We start from the raw sequence: 17,386 nt of genomic DNA on the forward strand, positions 1-17,386 counted from the left end.
CTTCCTTTCTCATTGTTTGATTCGTCCTGCTCCCACTAAATGCTGTTGCCAGTAGGGGCTTGTTAAGTCGGCATAACCGATTGGGTCGCCTGCATGAAACATACGGTTATTGCCAAGGTATATCCCAACATGAGTAATATAAGAGCCAGCGTTATAGGTAGAATGAAAGAAAACCAAATCGCCAGCTTGTGCTTCCGATAGTGGGATATGCTGGGTCACATCATATTGCTGTTGTGCGGTTCGTGGTAAGTTAATTCCAGCTTTTCCATACGTCCATTGTGTCAGTCCGCTACAATCAAAAGAAGTAGTCGGGGAAGCTCCACCGTAAACGTATCGCCAGCCCTCATATTTCAGTGCTTCGTCCATGATGGCTTGTACCGTATCATCATCAAACTCTGTTGTGACAAGATACTGCGTTACCAGTTGCACATAAAACATATTGCCATAGTTGTATCGCCAGCCCCCATTGATAGGTATGGCTATGGGATTGGGGTAAGACACTTTTTCGCCACCTGAATACTCTTTTGAGAAACTTTGAGCCAGTTCAAAGGTATATTTATTTCCACGATTAGCCACATACCCTAAGAAACCACCACCATAATTGTAGGACTGGATAACCGATTCTAAATCTACACTGAGCCTTTCGCTACTGGCTAATAATTCACTGAAATACTTCACACCTTGCTTAATGGATTCTTCTGTACTCAATGAATTAGGTGGAAGACCGAGGGATTCCGAGGACTGCATAACATCTTCCGCAGTACCGCCCGATTCCACCTGTATAATCGCAAGAAGTATGTTGACATATTCTTCAACGCCATATTCTTTGGCATATTTTTCTACCATAGGCTTATGAGCCAGCACTTCTGCGGAAACATTCACACCTCCATAATGAATATTGGAAATTCCGCTGTCCTGTTCATCTGAAAATAAAATGGCAACAAACAGAAGCAGTGAGAAGACCATCAAGAATAATCCAGAACCACCAATCACTAAAGTTTTCAACTTCATGGTTTCTTACCGACTTTCTTAATGGTGGCGGTTTTGATTGGTGGTCTACTTCTTGTATTTTGTAGTGGTACTCTTTGAACAGTAGACGGACGTTCTTTTGTGATTGGACGTTGTGAAGTTCTATCTGCTGTAGTGGTTGAAGTTGCTGGCTTTTGAACGGTTTTTTCTTGAACGGTATTGCCTTGGCGTTCCACTTTTGGACTTGAAAAATCGGACTTAACTGCTGGACGCTCTTGTTTGGCTTGTTGAGATTCCTTATATGAAGTCTGAATATTAGACTGTTTTGAGGTCTGTTCATCATGATATTGTTCTTGTCTTGTAGTCGGTCTTTCATGAACAGAAGAAGCAGGCTGTTTTTTCTGTTTGACCTGTTCCATTTCAGAGCGACGCTTCGCAATGGTTTTTCGCCTTTGTTCCTGCTGTTCCTTGCGTCCACTGGCTCTGTCCGCTTTGGTTTGAGAAATACTACTGGTTAAATCACGGACATTCTCTTTTACTTTGGATTTTCCTTGATATACTGCATATCTTGCATTGGTCGGCAAATCTTTAACCTGTTCTTTCAAACCACTAGCAGTGTCTACCATTCTGTCTTTGGTATCAGCTACTGTACCGATGGTTTGACCGATACGTTTTCCAAGTGTTGATTTTTCCTTTCCGTCTGGTCGGGAGTGATCTGCTTGTGTCCTTGCAGAACTCCCCGAACCCGACTGTCCTTTTTTACCTGTAACAATGGCAGACCCAGCCCCTAGAGTAGTCATGGAACGTCCAAGTTTCCGCTGTAGACGGTGCATGTGAGCGTGCATAAGCATACGAGGTTTTCTCATCACACGACTTCCCACACTTTGAGAATCGTTACTCTGTAGAGAAAACATACTCATTAAATCGCCCAGCTTGAAGTAGATTCCTGCAAAGGTCACAATCTGTAGAAAAGCAATCAAAAAGAACGGATAACCAGCCGATAAGGTATAGAGCATGGTTGAAATACTAAATGCTGTCGTAATAATCAATGTGATTCCAGCTCGTGTCAAAATGGTATTAAAGAGCTTTGTTATGGCTCGTTTTGACATACCATCAAATGATGGAATCATGCTTAAAATAAAGCTCACAGGCAGAAACATAGCATAGATGATAAAAAGTACCTGCGAGAAAATCATGATTCCTGTTAATAGGAATACAAATATGGAAATCCCAATATTGAAGACAAATAGGAAGAAGACTGTACCTAAACGGTTAATGGTCTTTGTAATGGTTAGATTGGTATTGCTTCTGTCTTCAATTTCTTCCGCAACAATTTTTTCTCTGTCTTCGCCATTGTTGGAATCTGGGCTGGTGGAGAGCAGGCTTTCCACACGGTCAATACCGATACTTTCAATGTCTGAACTGTTGTATTGAAGCAGTAGCCACGGTTGCTGAACCTGTATGGAAAACAGGCTATCTCTGATTAAGTCCACGCTGTCCTTGCCTTGACTATCGGAATGGGGCATGACAATCTTCGTGCCAAGTGATAAACTGGCATTACTGATGTCTGATGAAAAGTCATTGATTTTTTTAATGTAGTCGGGAGCGTAGGCAATAAAGGAAGCCGATAGGATAAACACCAGCACAAAATTCATAATGGCATGAATTGCCTTTGTGGTTTCTCTCTTTATCAGTCCCGTATAGGCAACATAAACCCCAAGAACCAAAATCAAGAGTAAGAGGAATCCAACATAGAAACCCTCTGTTGAAAATCCGTTTGCACTCACACCAGCTAAGGTCTGCATATTCTTACCAATGGAATCTGCTGTAGCGGAAATGAAGTCTAAGGAATAGGCTTCCTGTACTAAGTAACCTGTCGCATTGGAAACATACAAACTGATTGTCCAAATAAAATTGGTAATGGCATATAGTCCATACATGACCTGTTTTCCAATCCCGTCCGACCAGTTCCACGGAAGCCAGCCCCAGCTATTATCCACATAAAAATCCAGTTGATAGTTTTCAAGTGGGTATCGGCTGTATTCATTTGCCACATTGACCGTATCATCTACCAAGCCCGCAGCTTGAACCACCGTTCCCAGCATGGCTAAAAGAAAAATGGCAATCACAAGTGTGAAAGCCACTGTCATTGCCACTTTACCTAGACGTTTCAGCGTCCAGTTTGATTTTATTCTGTTTACTATTGATGGTTTCACATTTACACCTCTTTTCGCACAGGTGGTCTGGTATCAAAGGCATGGAGCAGTTCTTCAAATACAGGGTGGAACTGTATCACACCGACACGACCATATAAATCACTGATAAGGCATTGCCCGTTTTCCAAATCACGCAATCGCTTCTGATTGTTTTCGTCCTCTGGGTCTACACCAAAAAAGGCTAAGGTCTTTTTAATCTCGTTAAGGTCAGTGGAACGAAATGCAAATTTTAAGCCGAGGTTATTTTTCAGTTTTTCATCTAAGAGGTCGTCTGTATTTTGGGTCACGAAATATACCCCAGCGTTCATAGCACGACCAGCCCGAACCAGCTTCATAGATAGTGTTTTTCCTTGTGCTACCTGTAAAAAGCTCCATGCTTCGTCTAAATCTACAATCTTGAAAATGCTTCGGTCTGTATGGATAAAGTCTAAAGCAAAGGTACTAATGACAATCAGCATAGCAACGGATAAAAGCTCCATAGTGGTATATTCCTCAAAGGAAGTTTCCTTGTCGGGAAGTACCAAGTCCGCAACCTGTATAATGTTCAGTTGTTTTTCTAAGCTGATAGACTGCTCCACATAACCATTACTGAATAATAAATGTGCAAAGTCATAGTCTGTAAAACTTTCGATATGGTCGGCTATACTGGTACTTAGTGGCGTATTCTCAACCCGTAATTCCTCAATCACTTTCATCAACCCTCGTACTTCACTATTGGTTACTGCACGAATGGCTTTTCTAAGGATTGGGAAGCGTTCCCCATCACGAGAGGAAATCCCCGTAAGGAATGTCAGAATATCAATAGCCAGTGATTCAGAATCTTTGGGATTTTTCATAATCACATAAGGGTCAAGTAAGCCTTTGTTTTTCTCATCAGAAGTCAGAGTGACGATATTGATTTCATGGGAAATCTCTGGCAAGGTTTCTTTCCATCTGCCACGTTCTGCTTTTGGGTCTACAATCACTGCTTGTGCCCCATAAAGCACCGCATAATAGACGATAAGGTTATTCGCAAAGGATTTACCACCACCCAGCGAACCAACAAAAGCCGACGCTAACGCATTGGTTACTGAACCCTTAACCCCTTGACTGGCAAGAGCAGGTTTCAGATAGACATTGCGTCCAGTATCTAAGCTGTAGCCAACATAAATCCCCTCATTTTCCCCCAGCATTTGAGTAGCACCAAAACCTAAACCAGCGAGGAAATCAGAGGTCACGTATTGAATATAATCATTCATATAACGCTTGCTGGCAGGTAAAAATTCTTCATGTAAGCCGAGCATATCCCCAAATGGTCGTACCAGTTTTACGCTTAAATCGTCATAAAAATCTTTCACTTCATTACAACGACGTTTGAGTTCGTCAAGATCATTTGCTGATACCCTTACCACATAAGACAGCTTGTACATAGATTCCTTGCTTTGGTCTAAATTGGTTTCCAGCTCATTCACACTTTCCAGAGCTTCCGCCACATTGGAGCTGGTTTCATTATCACTTTGCCAAGCGTGGTTATCCAAGTCTTTCAGTTCTTTCTTTTTATTGCGGACAGTAGATAGGGCTTTACGATTCGCTACAATTTCCACATTCATTGACGTATCAATCGGGAATGTAAATTGCTGTTGCTGGTAGTAGAAGATTTCAGAGGACGGGAAGTCCAGTTCTCCGACAATGCTGTTAATGGTAAAGTAAGCTACATAGACGGTTTCATCTTCCTGCTGGATTTTCAAATATCGCTGTTTTTCTTCCACCAAACAGCGAGTAGGCTTAATCAAGTCATAGTATTTAATCAGCGTTTCATTATCCAGCTTTTTCTTTGATAGATGGTACTCATACTCTTCATAGGCAGTGCCTGTCTGTCCGTAAAGGTGTTCAATCAGATAGCCGAAGTCGTCCTTATCTAACCTGCGGATTTTGAAACGACGAGAGATTTTATTTTCTAAGAGCTTTTCCATCTTCTGAAAACGCAGGATTTCATCATTACTCATACTAACAAAATCGCCCATCAGCTTATGGTTCACATCATAGACAAAATCAGACAAAGCATTTTTTGCTTCAACGGTAAGACTTTTCATAGAAAACTCCTGATCGTTGAGAAGCAACTTAAAGCCGATAAAGAAACGGTAGTTCACTTGATTTTCGCCAATCATGGATATTAAAGCGTCTGTCTGTTGGTCGATTTTGTCATAGGCAACCGCTTTGAGCTTGCCAGTGACTTCATTTTTGGAACGCTCTTGTGCAGAACGTATGCTGGATTCTGTACTGATTTGTAAAGCATGAATTTTGCCATCACGATTTTGTGCGATAAGCTGTCTGAAAGAATCATGCACTTGTATTTTCTGTTCTGGACTTAGAAATGAGTAATTGTAAGGAACAAGCTCATAGTAAGCATAACATTCCCCGTCTTTATTCCAGACGAGATTGTTTTCAATGTATTTAATTGGATATGCCATAAAATTCACTCCTAACTGCTGTAATGGCTTCTTGTGGCTGGTTTCTGCCAAGCGTTACTTTTTTTCCTGCATAGGTCAGCTTTGGTCGCAGTGCATAAGCAATGACAGACTTCAAAAATCCATAAGGCTTTTTACCATCAAAAGTTTTTGTAGACATAAACCATGTGAAAGCCACAGGAATCCCAAAGTATTTGAGAAATGCTCCCTCTATCATGGATAGAGGGGGCAAGTTGCCAAGTATCATCACTGCAAAGAGTGACACGACAAACCATGTCATTTGCGTAAAGGTTATGGGAAACGGAAGTCTAAAATCATTGATAGAATACAGTACCTTTTCCACAGACCAGATACTGGTATAGCTTCGTATTTTCTTCATGTAATCAATCCTTTCATAAAAAATAGGGGTAGCTGATTGAGCCACCCCGTAAAATAGAAAATCTGCCAGTAGTAATGTACCGACAGATTTAATAGACGATTTCAAAAATCCCATGATTGGTTGAGATAAACGTTCCTGAAAGGTCTAAATCCCGACCATAGGCTTGATAATCAATATAGTTTTGAAGACTAGCTGGTACTTCGCCTAAAGCACCCGTTTCTTCAATGTAGTAGCGTGCCACGTCATACATATCATCACAATCGGAATGAATGATAATATCCTCTTGATGTTCGCTTAGTTCTTCAATGCTTGAAAAATGAGTGAGCAGAGCAGATAGCTCCGATTGTAATTCTTCGGGTAATTCCGATACCATTTCCCATAGTCGATTGAGTTCGCCAATGGAAGTGTATTCGTCAACCGTAAAGGGTAACTCGTAGTCATGAATGGCGTATTCCTCATATTCATCATTCAAGCCGATTTTCTCTTTGACTTCCTCAAAGTCAATGGGAAAGGTAAACCACGCACCGACCAATTCGCCCTCATTGTATTTGCCTAAATTCGCAATATAGACTTGCATATCGTCCATATATTCACGTCCTTTCTTTGTAGAGATTCAAAAATCCCTACCGCACTTCGTTTGGTGTACCATTCCTTTGCGGAACATAAGAAAACCACTTATATTCCACAAAAGAACGGTTTTATTTAAGCACCAATAATGCGATTGAATAGCTCTAGTAAAATGTCTTTTACTCCAGCAGCGTTGAAGACTAAGCCAACCGCAATAATCGCAATAATTAAAAAGCCAATCAGTTTGCTAAACTCACGCTTGAAGCCAAGATACAAGCCAATCACAACGATTGCTAAAAGCACCAGTGATTGAGCGTTTGATAGAAACCAGTTATAAAGGTTTTGTCCAAAATTCATAAAAATGTTCTCCTCTCTATATTCAATGAATTTGTATTTGAGTTATTTTTTTGTTGTTATCACGTCCTGTTCTTTTACTGACTGTTGCTTCAAAATCTGCTTGTGTCGGTCTGTCAGTTTCGCATGGTCGAGAATGTCTTTTACAACCTGCGTCTGGTTGATTTCATCAAGTTTAATCGCAACCTTTAAGGTCGGGGCAACTTGATGAGATAGCCAGTTCAGCGTCCTTTGGAAGGAGTAAGGCTCTGGTTTTGTGGTTAGTTTTAATCGTTCACGATTGTTCCCAATAAACCAAGCCCATTCTTCATTCAGTTTCCAATCAGAACGAGGTTTGGAATCGTCTTTATCTACAAAACGGATATACCGATTGATAATTTTAAAGGCGGTATGCTCTGGATTGTCATAGACGAGTAAATCACGGACTGCATAATAGGCACGCTCATTTTTCAATCGAATCTCAAAACGGTTTTTTACTTCTGCGTCTTCAATGGGAATATCATTTTTCTTGTACTGCTCGTAGTCCTTTTCATAGATACAGAAATAAACTTCACTTTGTAATGAACCGATATAGAGGGTGTTTCCCATACATTCCTTTTCCTCTTTGCGTACCAGTTCGCCACTGCGATAGCTTTTAAAACTGCGGAAGACGGAGATACATTCTTCCTGTTGGCACTTTTCAGTGAGTACAGGGATATTTAAAATCCCTGTCTTATCGTTAATGGCAAGGTCAAGGCGTTTCATCACACCGCCAGCCACCAAAACGTCCATAAAGAACTCATACCAGCTTCTTTGTTGTGCCAGAAGATAGCTTTCAAATTGTCTGCACCCACGACCTTTCAATTCCACCAGAACTCCTTTGTCCAGTTCATGGGAGCAAAGGACGAATATGTCGCCTAAAGCATAATGCTCTGAATAAGAATAGAAACCATAGTCCTCATGAAGAAAATAGGACAGTTTCAGTTGTAAGATGTTTTCGACCACCTGCTGTACGTCTGTTGTCGGAAAGCGAATTCTTACATAATCAAACAGCATTTCAAGGGGAGCGTCGGGATTGAAGCGTTCCAGAGCTTCCCAAAGGGACTGCTGTAAATCCTCTGATGGCTTGACTTTTCCTGTTTCAATATCGCTTAGATACTGCCTTGTAATACCAGTCGCAACAGCTAAACGGTTTTGAGATAGTCCATAAGCCAAGCGTTTTTCTTTTAAATGCTGTAACCAAGTTTGTTCATTCAGTAAAAATCCCTCCAATCAAAAAGGCGTATGTCAACTTTTAAAGCCCATTTGACATACGCTGAAATTTTGTAAATCCCTTGTAACCAAAGGATTTTCTAATGTTTTTTTGACTGTTTCCTGTCGATTTGTACCCCCCTGTTAGATACGGGGGGTTAAGTGCTGGCGTGGCTATTGCCACACCAGCCAGCAAGATCAGTCCACACCTGCGACTTCCGCTTCGCACGTCGCCTGCGTGGACTGTCTGCTGTTGGATAACTTTTTAATTTCCTCCAAGAAATCATATCCTTTTGGTACAAGGGGAGTATAAAACTCTGATATGACACTTGTTCCTACATCAACATAGCCACGACCTTTGATTCGCTTTAAGAAGAAATCCTTTTGTACGTCACTGCCAAACATCATGCCATAGCCCATTTCAGACATACGACCTAAAGCCACTCTGAAATTAAACTGATCACGGATTCCGTCGCCTAAATATTTTGCGTCTGGACGTTGACAAGCCAGTATTAGAAAGAAGCCAGCTTGACGACCTAACATGACAATCTGTTTCAGCTTATTCATAACTGCGGTGTTTTCTTTTGTTCCCAGCATTTCCATGAAAGCGACGTATTCATCAAAGATTAAGAAGTGTGCCGGGAGACCTAAGTAAGCATAATTTTTGCCAGTCTTATAGTTCTTCATCTGCTTCATTTCCTCACTACGTTTCATCATTTCTTCATAGAATGTTTCAATGCAAGAAAGCAAGTCTTCTTTTCTATAGTAGACATTTGCCATCACAGAACCTAAGTCCGCAAGATCAGCATTTTTCGGGTCAAGAATATACAGTTTTGAATCTGTATGAAGCAAGGCTTCAATCAGTGTCAGTATAAAGTAAGTTTTACCGCCACCTGTACCACCAGCAATCAACATATGAGGGAGCTTATCATATTCCCACCATACGTTTTTCATTAAGCGAAGTTTACCATCTTTAGCTTCTACTTCATCAATAGAAATACGACTGGCTATGGTGTCATAGAGCAAAGTATATTCCACATAGGAATCCTTTAACTCTTTATCCGTCAGCTCACAGTACAAGCCACTCTCTAATTTCTTTTCCAAGTGTAAGAGTTGGTCTTGATATTTTCCCAGCGTGATTTCCACCCGTATCTGTATCAAGCCATTTTTAAGTCGATAATACATTTTAGGGAAGTAGGTTATCTTTTCCTTTGTACGACCAGCACTATCTTTAAAGAAACCCTCTGTTTTGACCTGTTCAGATTCATACCACTTGTTTTCAAGTATCATCTTTGCCAGTTTTTGACGGTGGTAAAGTTGTTTAACCGTATCATAGCGAACCCGTTTGAATACAAACGCTACCAGCAAGCAGATAAGAATTGCGACACTGAAACTGATAATTAAATAGGGAATGTCAATCTTATCTGCTTGTGATAGGTTAAAATCCTGCCAGTTGATCTGCTGGATTGTCTTCACATGAAACAGTCCGACAACCAGCAGGAAAACAGGCAGGAGTGACGCTATCGTAAAATGAAAGACTAAATCTTTACCAGATGGGCGAATCCTTTTACCACGCTGTTTCATGCGAAAAAGTCTCCTTTCTACCTAGCGACTATTTGTCTTGTGTCGGTTCTTTCTTTGCTTGTGGTTGAGCTTTGAATGAACTAGAATCCTTTGTCAGCACAATATCGTCTGCCTTGATATACCAGTCAACATCTGCTCCTTGATAGGTGGCAGTAGCAACGGTGTCCGCAATGGGATTGATAAGTTCCACCCGTGCGTTATAATCAAACTCTTTCAAAGGCACGCTGGCAGGAATACTTACTTGAATCATGCGTCCTTGTCCTTTGGATTTTAAGTCATAGGTACGTTCCTTGATTTCATCTGAAACCGACCCGTCTTCATTTTGGATTCTCACTTCACGACGTAGAGCAGAGAATTTCAATTCTCCAAAAGTCGTGTCTTTATCTAATACAATGCCATTTGCTAATCTCATCATTTTTCCTCTCTTTCTTTATTCTTTTATCATGTCGTCAGCATGTAAAAGGTAATTTGTAAAACCACGAGTGCCGATTTTGTAGCCCTCTGCGGTAATACGTGGATTGACTAACTTCACACGTTCCTCAAAGCCGAAATGTTTTTCGCCAGCTTCAGCAGGAAGCACCACCACAATATCATCTGCTCTTTGAACATCAGAATAGAGATTATAGCTTCTTGATAAGACAGTTAGCCGTCCGTTGATTCTTCGCTGAACGACTTTATCCTCGCCAGCAAATTCTAAATTGCCGAATGTTTTTTCCATGTTGGGAATCACAAATTTAAGTTCCATATTTTTACCTATCCTTTCTTTTTTATTGGCTGAATGAATGTTTGATGGTCTTAAAGAGTGGGGAACGACCTTTTGATTCTTGATTTTTTGTTTTCATAAGTTCACTTCCTTTCAAAATCGGGTAAAAAAATAGACACCTCATTTTTTGAAGTGTCTACCTATTAAATATTCAAATTTTATTGGAAGTATCTTTATATCTTCACTTTTCAAGGATAAATCGTCGTATCAAAGCTCATTCATAAGTAGTAAATTAGTAGTAAATTGAGTGGTTTTGACCTTGATAAAGTGTGATAAGTCCAGTTTTTATGCGGATAACTAGATTTTTATGCTATTTTTAATCTAAAATAATGACAATATGTTGACCTTACATGAGTTTGCAATACAAATAGTAAAAGGAGATGAAATCACGGCCACACCAATTTTGAATACAAGAACAAATATAAGAGTTGAACGACTGTCTCTTATTCTAATTAATCTATTCATAATAATAGCACCTACCAAAGTAGATGCTTTTATTAATAATTGTTATTCATCTTTTTTTGCAAGAAGTTTTTTATACTCTGTTTCTAACTTTTCTCTTTCTTCTTTAGATATATCCATTGCTAGTCTTGAATTAATGGAAGATATTCTAAATCTACGTAAGAACTCATTCTCATCATAAGTCCTATCTTTTTGATTCTTCCTGCTCTTATACTGCTGCAAACTCCCTTTAAAAGGTGTGATTTTTTCGTCCTTAATTATCAAAAGAGCATTTGCTACATTGTTTATAAATTCTTCATCGTGAGTTACAAATATTAAAGGTCTATCATAAGATTTTAATAGATTTTCTAAACTCTCAATAGCCCTTATATCAAGAAAATTTGTCGGTTCGTCAAGAACAAGGTAGTTAAAATCAGAAGTCAGAATTTTAGCCAATTTCACTTTCGCTTTTTCACCATCACTTAGGACTTTAATTGTTTTGTGGACATCATTATTCCTAAAACCTAATCTTGCGACTACAATCCTTGTCATGGTTTCATCATAGATAGATGTAGTTAACAGGTTTTCCAATACGCTATTGTCTTCATCTAAAATATCATCCATTTGGCTAAAATAGCCTATTTTAAGATTTGGATGCACCCATATATTATCTTTATTCAGAATCATTTTTAAAAGAGTGGTCTTCCCACTTCCATTGTCACCGATAAGCGCCACTTTGGAACTATTCTCTATTGTAAAATCAGATTTCTCAAATAAGAGATTTTTCTGAAAAGCTTTATTTAGATCTTCAGCTCTTATTAAAACTTTAGAGTGAATTCTCTTATTATCCGGAACAGATAACTTTATTTCCACTTCTTCACTAGGTTTTTCCTTTGATTCTAGTTGGTTTATTCTGGACTCTACCGACTTAACTTGTTTATCCAGTTTCTTCTTGTTCCCTTGTCCACCCATCTTATGAAGCCTGGCTTCTGAATTTCCCATTCTCTTTGGTGTTGTTTTAACTTTTGAAGACTGTTCTTTAATACTGATAGCCAGATTCTCAAGTCTTCTTTTTTCCTTTACATAGTTCGTGTATTCTTTTTCTTTAAATTTTCGTCTTTTTATTCTTTCATCGAGATAAAACTTGTAATTCCCATTATACTGTTCGATTCTACCATCTGATAGTTCTAAAACTTTATTACAAGTATTATTGATAAAGTCGCGATCATGCGAAATTATTAGGTATCCGAATTTTCTTGACTTTAGTTTTTCTATTAATTTTTCTTTTTGCTCGATATCTAAATGAGATGTCGGCTCATCCATTAAAAGATAACTTGATCCATCAGCCAGTAGGTCCATAAGTCTTAGCCTTCTATACTCTCCGGGGCTGTACCTATCTTTAAGATTTAATTTCGCCTTAAAGTAAATTTCTCTGGGGATGTATTTACCCTCATCGTCATCATTCAATAAATATTCCAACTCTCTCTCTGCATTAACTTCCCCCGTATACTCCTTATCGAGTCCTAAAACAATTCGAAATAGTGTTGTCTTTCCTGCTCCATTTTCTCCTATCAGAGCCACTCGATCGTTTTCATTAATCGCTAAGTTTTCGATTTCAAGTAGTTGTCTATCGGGCAGGGTCTTCCTTAAATTGTTTATATATATCATAAATCCTCCTATTATCTTTGAGAGGATTTTCCTCTCTTAACTTTTCTTCATAAGATTTATGCTGATCATTTTTTATACCTCCAAATGTTGTTATTCTCTATATACCCAGATACAAAGTTAAAATGATTCTTTCATACCGAAGCTATCTTCATCAACCACTTGTCTTTAACCCATATCTTTTCTCATTTCCTTCACTGGATATTATCACACAAAAAAAGACCGCCCGAAGGCGGTCCTTTGTATTTGGAGCTATCGACGGGATTTGAACCTGCGACCTCTACATTACCAACGTAGTGCTCTACCAACTGAGCTAAGATAGCATCTCAATACCTTTCTTATTATAGGAAAGATATTGATTTTTGTCAACTCCGTTTTACAAGTTAATTATATCCTCTTATCACCGATCTGATTTAGCGTCTTTTTCTCCGCTCCCGCCGCTCGAATAATTCGTGGCGATCTTCCGTATAGACGATTTTATCGCCGGCGCAGACGACAGTCTGTCCGGAAGGCACGAGGATATTGTTGTCCCGCTCTAACATAAGAATCAGTTCAGAGGGTTTCAGATCTAAATCCATAATGCGCTTACTCGCCCAAGGATGATGTTCCCTGATAGTAAATTCCTGAAGATCTCTGCCCACTTCGTCGAAGTGGCTCTTGCCCCCGATGACCACTATATCTCCTTTTTCAAGAACGGTCTCTCCATGGGGGACGATAGTTTTTCCGTCGCGAACGAGTTTCGCTACGATAAAATCAAAGGTGAGATTGAGATCTTTGACGGGAAGCCCGATAAGTTCTTTGTCGAAAACTTTGGTCTCCAAAAAGCCGATGGGACTTCGATCCTGATAGTAGTTAAAGGTCTTTAAGACAGTATCGTCCGGATCGAGCATATCGGTTTTTTTTACGACCCAGGGAAGCAGGGACCCCTGAATTAAACTGGAGACAATACACACGGCAAAGACCGCGTGGAATATGTCGCCCTCCAGATTAGCGCCGCTGTTGACGACCATAATGGCAAAGGCAATGGCCGCCGCTCCCCTAAGGCCCGACCAGCAGAGCACGATATTTTGCTTGAAGGTGGATTTAAAAAAGGGCATGACGCCGAAGACGGCGACGGGACGGGCGATAAAGAGCATAAAGACCGTAACCACCGCGCCGAGAGGCAACCATTGAATAAGTTTTGTAATGTCGGAAAGGAAGCCGATTAAGAAGAACAGGCTGATCTGCATGATTTCCGTGAGCCCGTCGAAGAAAAAGACCACTTCCCGCTTGCCCATGTATTCTCTATTGCCGATTAAAATTCCAAAGAGATAGACGGCGAGATAGCCGTTGCCGTTTAAGACGCCGGTTAGAGAGTAGGTGCCTAGGGCCATGGTAAAGACGAAGATCGTAAAAAGTCCTTCTTTTTGAAAGTTCACCCGCTCCACAATAATGAAAAATATTTGGGTCATAACGTAGCCGAAAAGGAGCGCCAGCCCGATTTGCTGTACCACGAGAAGGGGGATGGACATATCCGATCCGAGGAGAATGCTTAAAAAGATCATGGTCATGGTATAAGCGGTCGGGTCGTTTGAACCGCTCTCAAGCTCTAAAAGAGGCGCGGAATTGTTTTTCAGGTTCAGATTTTTACTCTGAAGTACGGAAGAAACGGAGGCGTAGTCCGTGGAGCCGATTACCGAGCCGAAGAGCATGGATTCTACCATGGAAAAACCTAGAACGTAGTGGGCGAAGAGCCCGGTAACCAGGGCGGTGATCACGACGCCCAGGGAGGAAAGCAGAACGGCGGGCTTTAAGACCGGAAGCCCCATGGCGAGCTTTGTACCGTATCCCCCGTAAAACATAATGATGAACAGGGCGAAGGAAGCGTAGTGTTCCATAAAGTCGAAGTTTTGAAAATCGATAATGTATCCGGCGCCGATCCCCAAAATAAAGAATAGAAGCAGGGACGGAATGCCGTATCGATGGGAAAAACGAATGGCGAAAAGCGCCAAAATAAAACTGACTGCTATAAAAAGTAGTATCTCATTCACTGTGACCCTCTCGTTCTAAATGCAATAAATATTCCTTCATCTCCTGCCCTTCCTTAAAACCGCCGATGCCGCCGCTCTTCGGCACGACCCGGTGGCAGGGTACGAGAATTAAGTGTCGATTTTTATTGAGCGCCCCGCCTACGGCACGGGAAGCACCGGGCTTTCCTATGGCGCAGGCAATGTCTGAATAGCTTCGCACCTCTCCATAGGGGATTTTCTTCGTTTCTTCGTAAACTTTTGCTGAAAAGGAGGTGGGCGCCGGAGCGATCGGCAGATCCCCCGTTATTTTTTCGCCCTTAAAGTACGCTTCGAGGGCACGGGCCCCTCGCCTGCTTAGATCATTCTCTCCTTCGCCGGATCTTTCGTCCGTAAAACCTACCGAAAGAAGCCATTCGTCGTCTGCCTCTATTTTCATAAAACCCAGGGGCGTTTGAATTATAGTTGAATAAAGTTTTTCCTGTTTTTTCATCCTTCGCCCCTCTCTATAAGGCTTATTATATCAAAATTTTAAAAGAGGAGCCCTTTAATAGAATAAATCGATCACTTGAGAAATAAAAAATCGACAGGTTTCCCTGTCGATAGTCCTATTTTTATCCGAATATTTTCTTTATCAGCCGCGTAAAGAAACTCTCCGATTTTTTTCTTTCACTTTTTATCGCCACAACTTTTTCTTCATTCCGTTCTTTTTTGCCACGCTCATACTCTTCGGCTTCTTTCATCAGATAATCCTGAGCGATAAAGTTTTCCCTGTTTTCTACGGGAACGTAACGCTTTGAGGGGAGAAGTTCCCGACGCTTTATATCGTCTTTAAACATGGTGTCCATAAATTCCAATACTCGCTCCCTCACCGAGGGATCGAGAACGGGACAGGCCACTTCTACACGCTTCCTCAGATTTCTCGTCATAAAATCCGCCGAGGAAATATACACCTTTGCATCGTCTCCTTTTCCGAACTGATAGATGCGGTGATGTTCCAAAAAACGCCCCACGATGGAATAGACGGAGATGTTTTCGGTACGTTCGGGAATTTTCGGCACGATACAGGTAATGCCCCGCACGAGCATCTCCACTTTTACGCCGGCATTGGAAGCTTCGGAGAGTTTATCGATCATTTTTCTGTCGGAAATGGAGTTCATCTTGAGGCGAACATAGCCTTCTCCTCCGTTTTTGGCCTTTTCGATTTCCTCGTCGATGGCCGCCTCCACCCCTTCGGGCAAACTTTTCGGGCTCACCCACAGGTAATCGTAGCTTCCGTTTAATTCGCCGATGAGGAAATTATCGAAGAGGCGATTCACATCCCGCCCGATGCCCTGGTGAGCGGTCATAAGGGCGAAATCCGTATAGAGTTTCGCCGTCTTCTCATTGTAATTGCCCGTGGCGATCTGCGCAGTATAGACGGGCTTCGAATCGACGACGCGGGTAATGAGAAGTACTTTGGAATGGCACTTAAATTTATTGAAGCCGTAAATGATCCGGCAGCCGGCGCTCTCTAAATTAGAGGACCATAGAATATTGTTCTCTTCGTCGAAACGAGCGCGAAGTTCCATAAGGACGATAACGTCCTTCCCGTTTTCCGCCGCCTCCATGAGTTTTTCCGCCACCAAGGAGTTTTTGGCGATGCGGTAAAGGGTGATCTTAATGGAAACTACGGTGGGATCCTTCGCCGCCTCGTCCAACAAGCGGATAATGGGATCCATGGATTCGTAAGGATAGGAGAGGAGGATGTCCCGCTCTTCGATCTGCTCCATCATTGGCAGATTCTCGTCTACATCCCGCCCGATCCTCGGCTCGAAGGGTGCATCCAGATTTTCAGGTCCCATAAGGGGCGCAAGCTCCTCCACCATATCGAAGAGATAACCGAGGCGCACCGGGCTCGATGTAACGAACACCCGGCTCGGATCCAGAGATAAATTCTTTAATAGGGAGTCCAATACATCTTTCGGCGGCAGGCGATCGAGCTCCAGCCGCACGGGCATGAGACGCTTTCTTTTTTTCAACATCTTCTTCATGTGGGAGCGGTAATCCTCAGCAAATTCGTAATCTTCGTCGTCCCAGTCGATGTCCGCATTGCGGGTCAGACTCATGGTATACGTATCTTCCACATGGTAGGACTCAAAGAGGACGGCGCCGTATTTCTCGATCACTTTTTCCAGAAGGATGTATTTATTTTTATCTAGACGAATGGCCCGTTTTAAATTTGGCGGCACCTGAATAAGGCCGATGCAATTTCCGTCGTCCGATTCTTTTTTCCTCAAGCGATAGAGAATGACGATCCCCAGATTGGGAATCCGGGGAAAAGGATGGGTTAAATCGACGATTTGATAACTTAAATAGGGGCTTACGGTGTTTTCAAAATAGGCTCTTAAGATTCTTTCCTCATGTTCCGTCAATTCCTCGTTTTCTACGGCATAAAAACCCTTGGCTCGACACTGATCTCTAAGATCTTTAAAGACGTAATCTTTTTTCTGGTATAAACCCTTGACTCGATCCATAATGGCGGCCAATTGCTCATCCTGATCCATTTCGGATTTGTTGTCGATGACGCGCTTGTTGAGCATGGAAAGATCCGTGAGGGATCCTACCCGTACCATAAAGAATTCGTCGAGATTGGAATCGAAAATCGACAGGAATTTTAAACGCTCCAGAAGGGGAACGCGCCCGTCCTGAGCTTCTTCAAGGACGCGTTCATTAAAGAGCAACCATGATAATTCGCGGTTTTGAGTGAAAGAAATATCGTGCAT

At 41.4% G+C, this 17,386-nt stretch carries 14 protein-coding genes and 1 tRNA gene; all 15 read right to left on the bottom strand.

Going from position 1 to position 17,386, the window contains the following annotated elements; all coding sequences use genetic code 11:
- Window positions 1-9 precede the first annotated feature (9 nt).
- The 15 genes from PEPTYR26121_RS07370 to ppk1 all read right to left on the bottom strand — a co-directional run bounded on the left by PEPTYR26121_RS07370 (window position 10) and on the right by ppk1 (window position 17,386).
- Complete coding sequence (locus PEPTYR26121_RS07370; RefSeq protein ID WP_000769868.1) at window positions 10-1,011, bottom strand: bifunctional lytic transglycosylase/C40 family peptidase; 1,002 nt, start codon at window positions 1,009-1,011, stop codon at window positions 10-12.
- Window positions 1,008-3,185 carry a CD3337/EF1877 family mobilome membrane protein gene (locus PEPTYR26121_RS07375; RefSeq protein ID WP_000804748.1) on the bottom strand — a complete coding sequence of 726 codons (2,178 nt, stop codon included), beginning with the start codon at window positions 3,183-3,185 and terminating at the stop codon, window positions 1,008-1,010. Before PEPTYR26121_RS07375 ends, PEPTYR26121_RS07370 begins: the two co-directional genes overlap by 4 nt.
- 2 nt (window positions 3,186-3,187) lie before the next feature.
- Window positions 3,188-5,635 (bottom strand): conjugal transfer ATPase TcpF, encoded by a 2,448-nt coding sequence (gene tcpF / locus PEPTYR26121_RS07380; RefSeq protein WP_000331160.1) that lies wholly within the window; start codon window positions 5,633-5,635, stop codon window positions 3,188-3,190.
- Window positions 5,619-6,011, bottom strand: a complete 393-nt coding sequence (locus tag PEPTYR26121_RS07385) for a conjugal transfer protein (protein ID WP_000723888.1) — start codon at window positions 6,009-6,011, stop codon at window positions 5,619-5,621. The genes tcpF and PEPTYR26121_RS07385 overlap by 17 nt, the downstream gene beginning before the upstream one ends.
- Window positions 6,012-6,099: 88 nt before the next feature.
- Window positions 6,100-6,597 (bottom strand): antirestriction protein ArdA, encoded by a 498-nt coding sequence (locus PEPTYR26121_RS07390; RefSeq protein ID WP_000342539.1) that lies wholly within the window; start codon window positions 6,595-6,597, stop codon window positions 6,100-6,102.
- Window positions 6,598-6,713: 116 nt separating this feature from the next.
- On the bottom strand, window positions 6,714-6,935 hold the full coding sequence (locus PEPTYR26121_RS07395) for a hypothetical protein (protein ID WP_001009056.1): 222 nt from the start codon (window positions 6,933-6,935) through the stop codon (window positions 6,714-6,716).
- Window positions 6,936-6,977: 42 nt separating this feature from the next.
- The gene (gene mobT / locus PEPTYR26121_RS07400; RefSeq protein WP_000398284.1) at window positions 6,978-8,183 is read right to left on the bottom strand and encodes a MobT family relaxase; all 1,206 of its coding nucleotides are present in this window, start codon (window positions 8,181-8,183) and stop codon (window positions 6,978-6,980) included.
- 177 nt (window positions 8,184-8,360) lie between these two features.
- Entirely contained in the window at window positions 8,361-9,746 is a 1,386-nt protein-coding gene (locus PEPTYR26121_RS07410) for an FtsK/SpoIIIE domain-containing protein (protein WP_000813488.1), read from the bottom strand.
- 28 nt (window positions 9,747-9,774) lie between these two features.
- On the bottom strand, window positions 9,775-10,161 hold the full coding sequence (locus PEPTYR26121_RS07415; protein ID WP_000985015.1) for a YdcP family protein: 387 nt from the start codon (window positions 10,159-10,161) through the stop codon (window positions 9,775-9,777).
- Window positions 10,162-10,176: 15 nt separating this feature from the next.
- A complete protein-coding gene (locus PEPTYR26121_RS07420) occupies window positions 10,177-10,491 on the bottom strand; it encodes a YdcP family protein (RefSeq protein WP_000420682.1) in 315 nt (104 codons plus the stop codon).
- 525 nt (window positions 10,492-11,016) lie between these two features.
- Window positions 11,017-12,618 carry a ribosomal protection-like ABC-F family protein gene (abc-f, locus tag PEPTYR26121_RS07425; RefSeq protein ID WP_180500675.1) on the bottom strand — a complete coding sequence of 534 codons (1,602 nt, stop codon included), beginning with the start codon at window positions 12,616-12,618 and terminating at the stop codon, window positions 11,017-11,019.
- Between the two features lie 244 nt (window positions 12,619-12,862).
- A tRNA-Thr gene (locus PEPTYR26121_RS07430) sits at window positions 12,863-12,938 on the bottom strand.
- 90 nt (window positions 12,939-13,028) lie between these two features.
- The gene (locus PEPTYR26121_RS07435; protein WP_246285921.1) at window positions 13,029-14,645 is read right to left on the bottom strand and encodes a potassium/proton antiporter; all 1,617 of its coding nucleotides are present in this window, start codon (window positions 14,643-14,645) and stop codon (window positions 13,029-13,031) included.
- Window positions 14,638-15,114, bottom strand: coding sequence for a methylated-DNA--[protein]-cysteine S-methyltransferase (locus PEPTYR26121_RS07440; RefSeq protein ID WP_180500677.1), 477 nt, complete (start codon window positions 15,112-15,114; stop codon window positions 14,638-14,640). Before PEPTYR26121_RS07440 ends, PEPTYR26121_RS07435 begins: the two co-directional genes overlap by 8 nt.
- Before the next feature lie 121 nt (window positions 15,115-15,235).
- Window positions 15,236-17,386: a polyphosphate kinase 1 gene (gene ppk1, locus PEPTYR26121_RS07445; RefSeq protein WP_180500679.1), complete on the bottom strand. Its 2,151-nt coding sequence runs from the start codon at window positions 17,384-17,386 to the stop codon at window positions 15,236-15,238.

The organism is Aedoeadaptatus nemausensis (assembly GCF_903819165.1).
GTDB classification, from domain to species: domain Bacteria; phylum Bacillota; class Clostridia; order Tissierellales; family Peptoniphilaceae; genus Aedoeadaptatus; species Aedoeadaptatus nemausensis.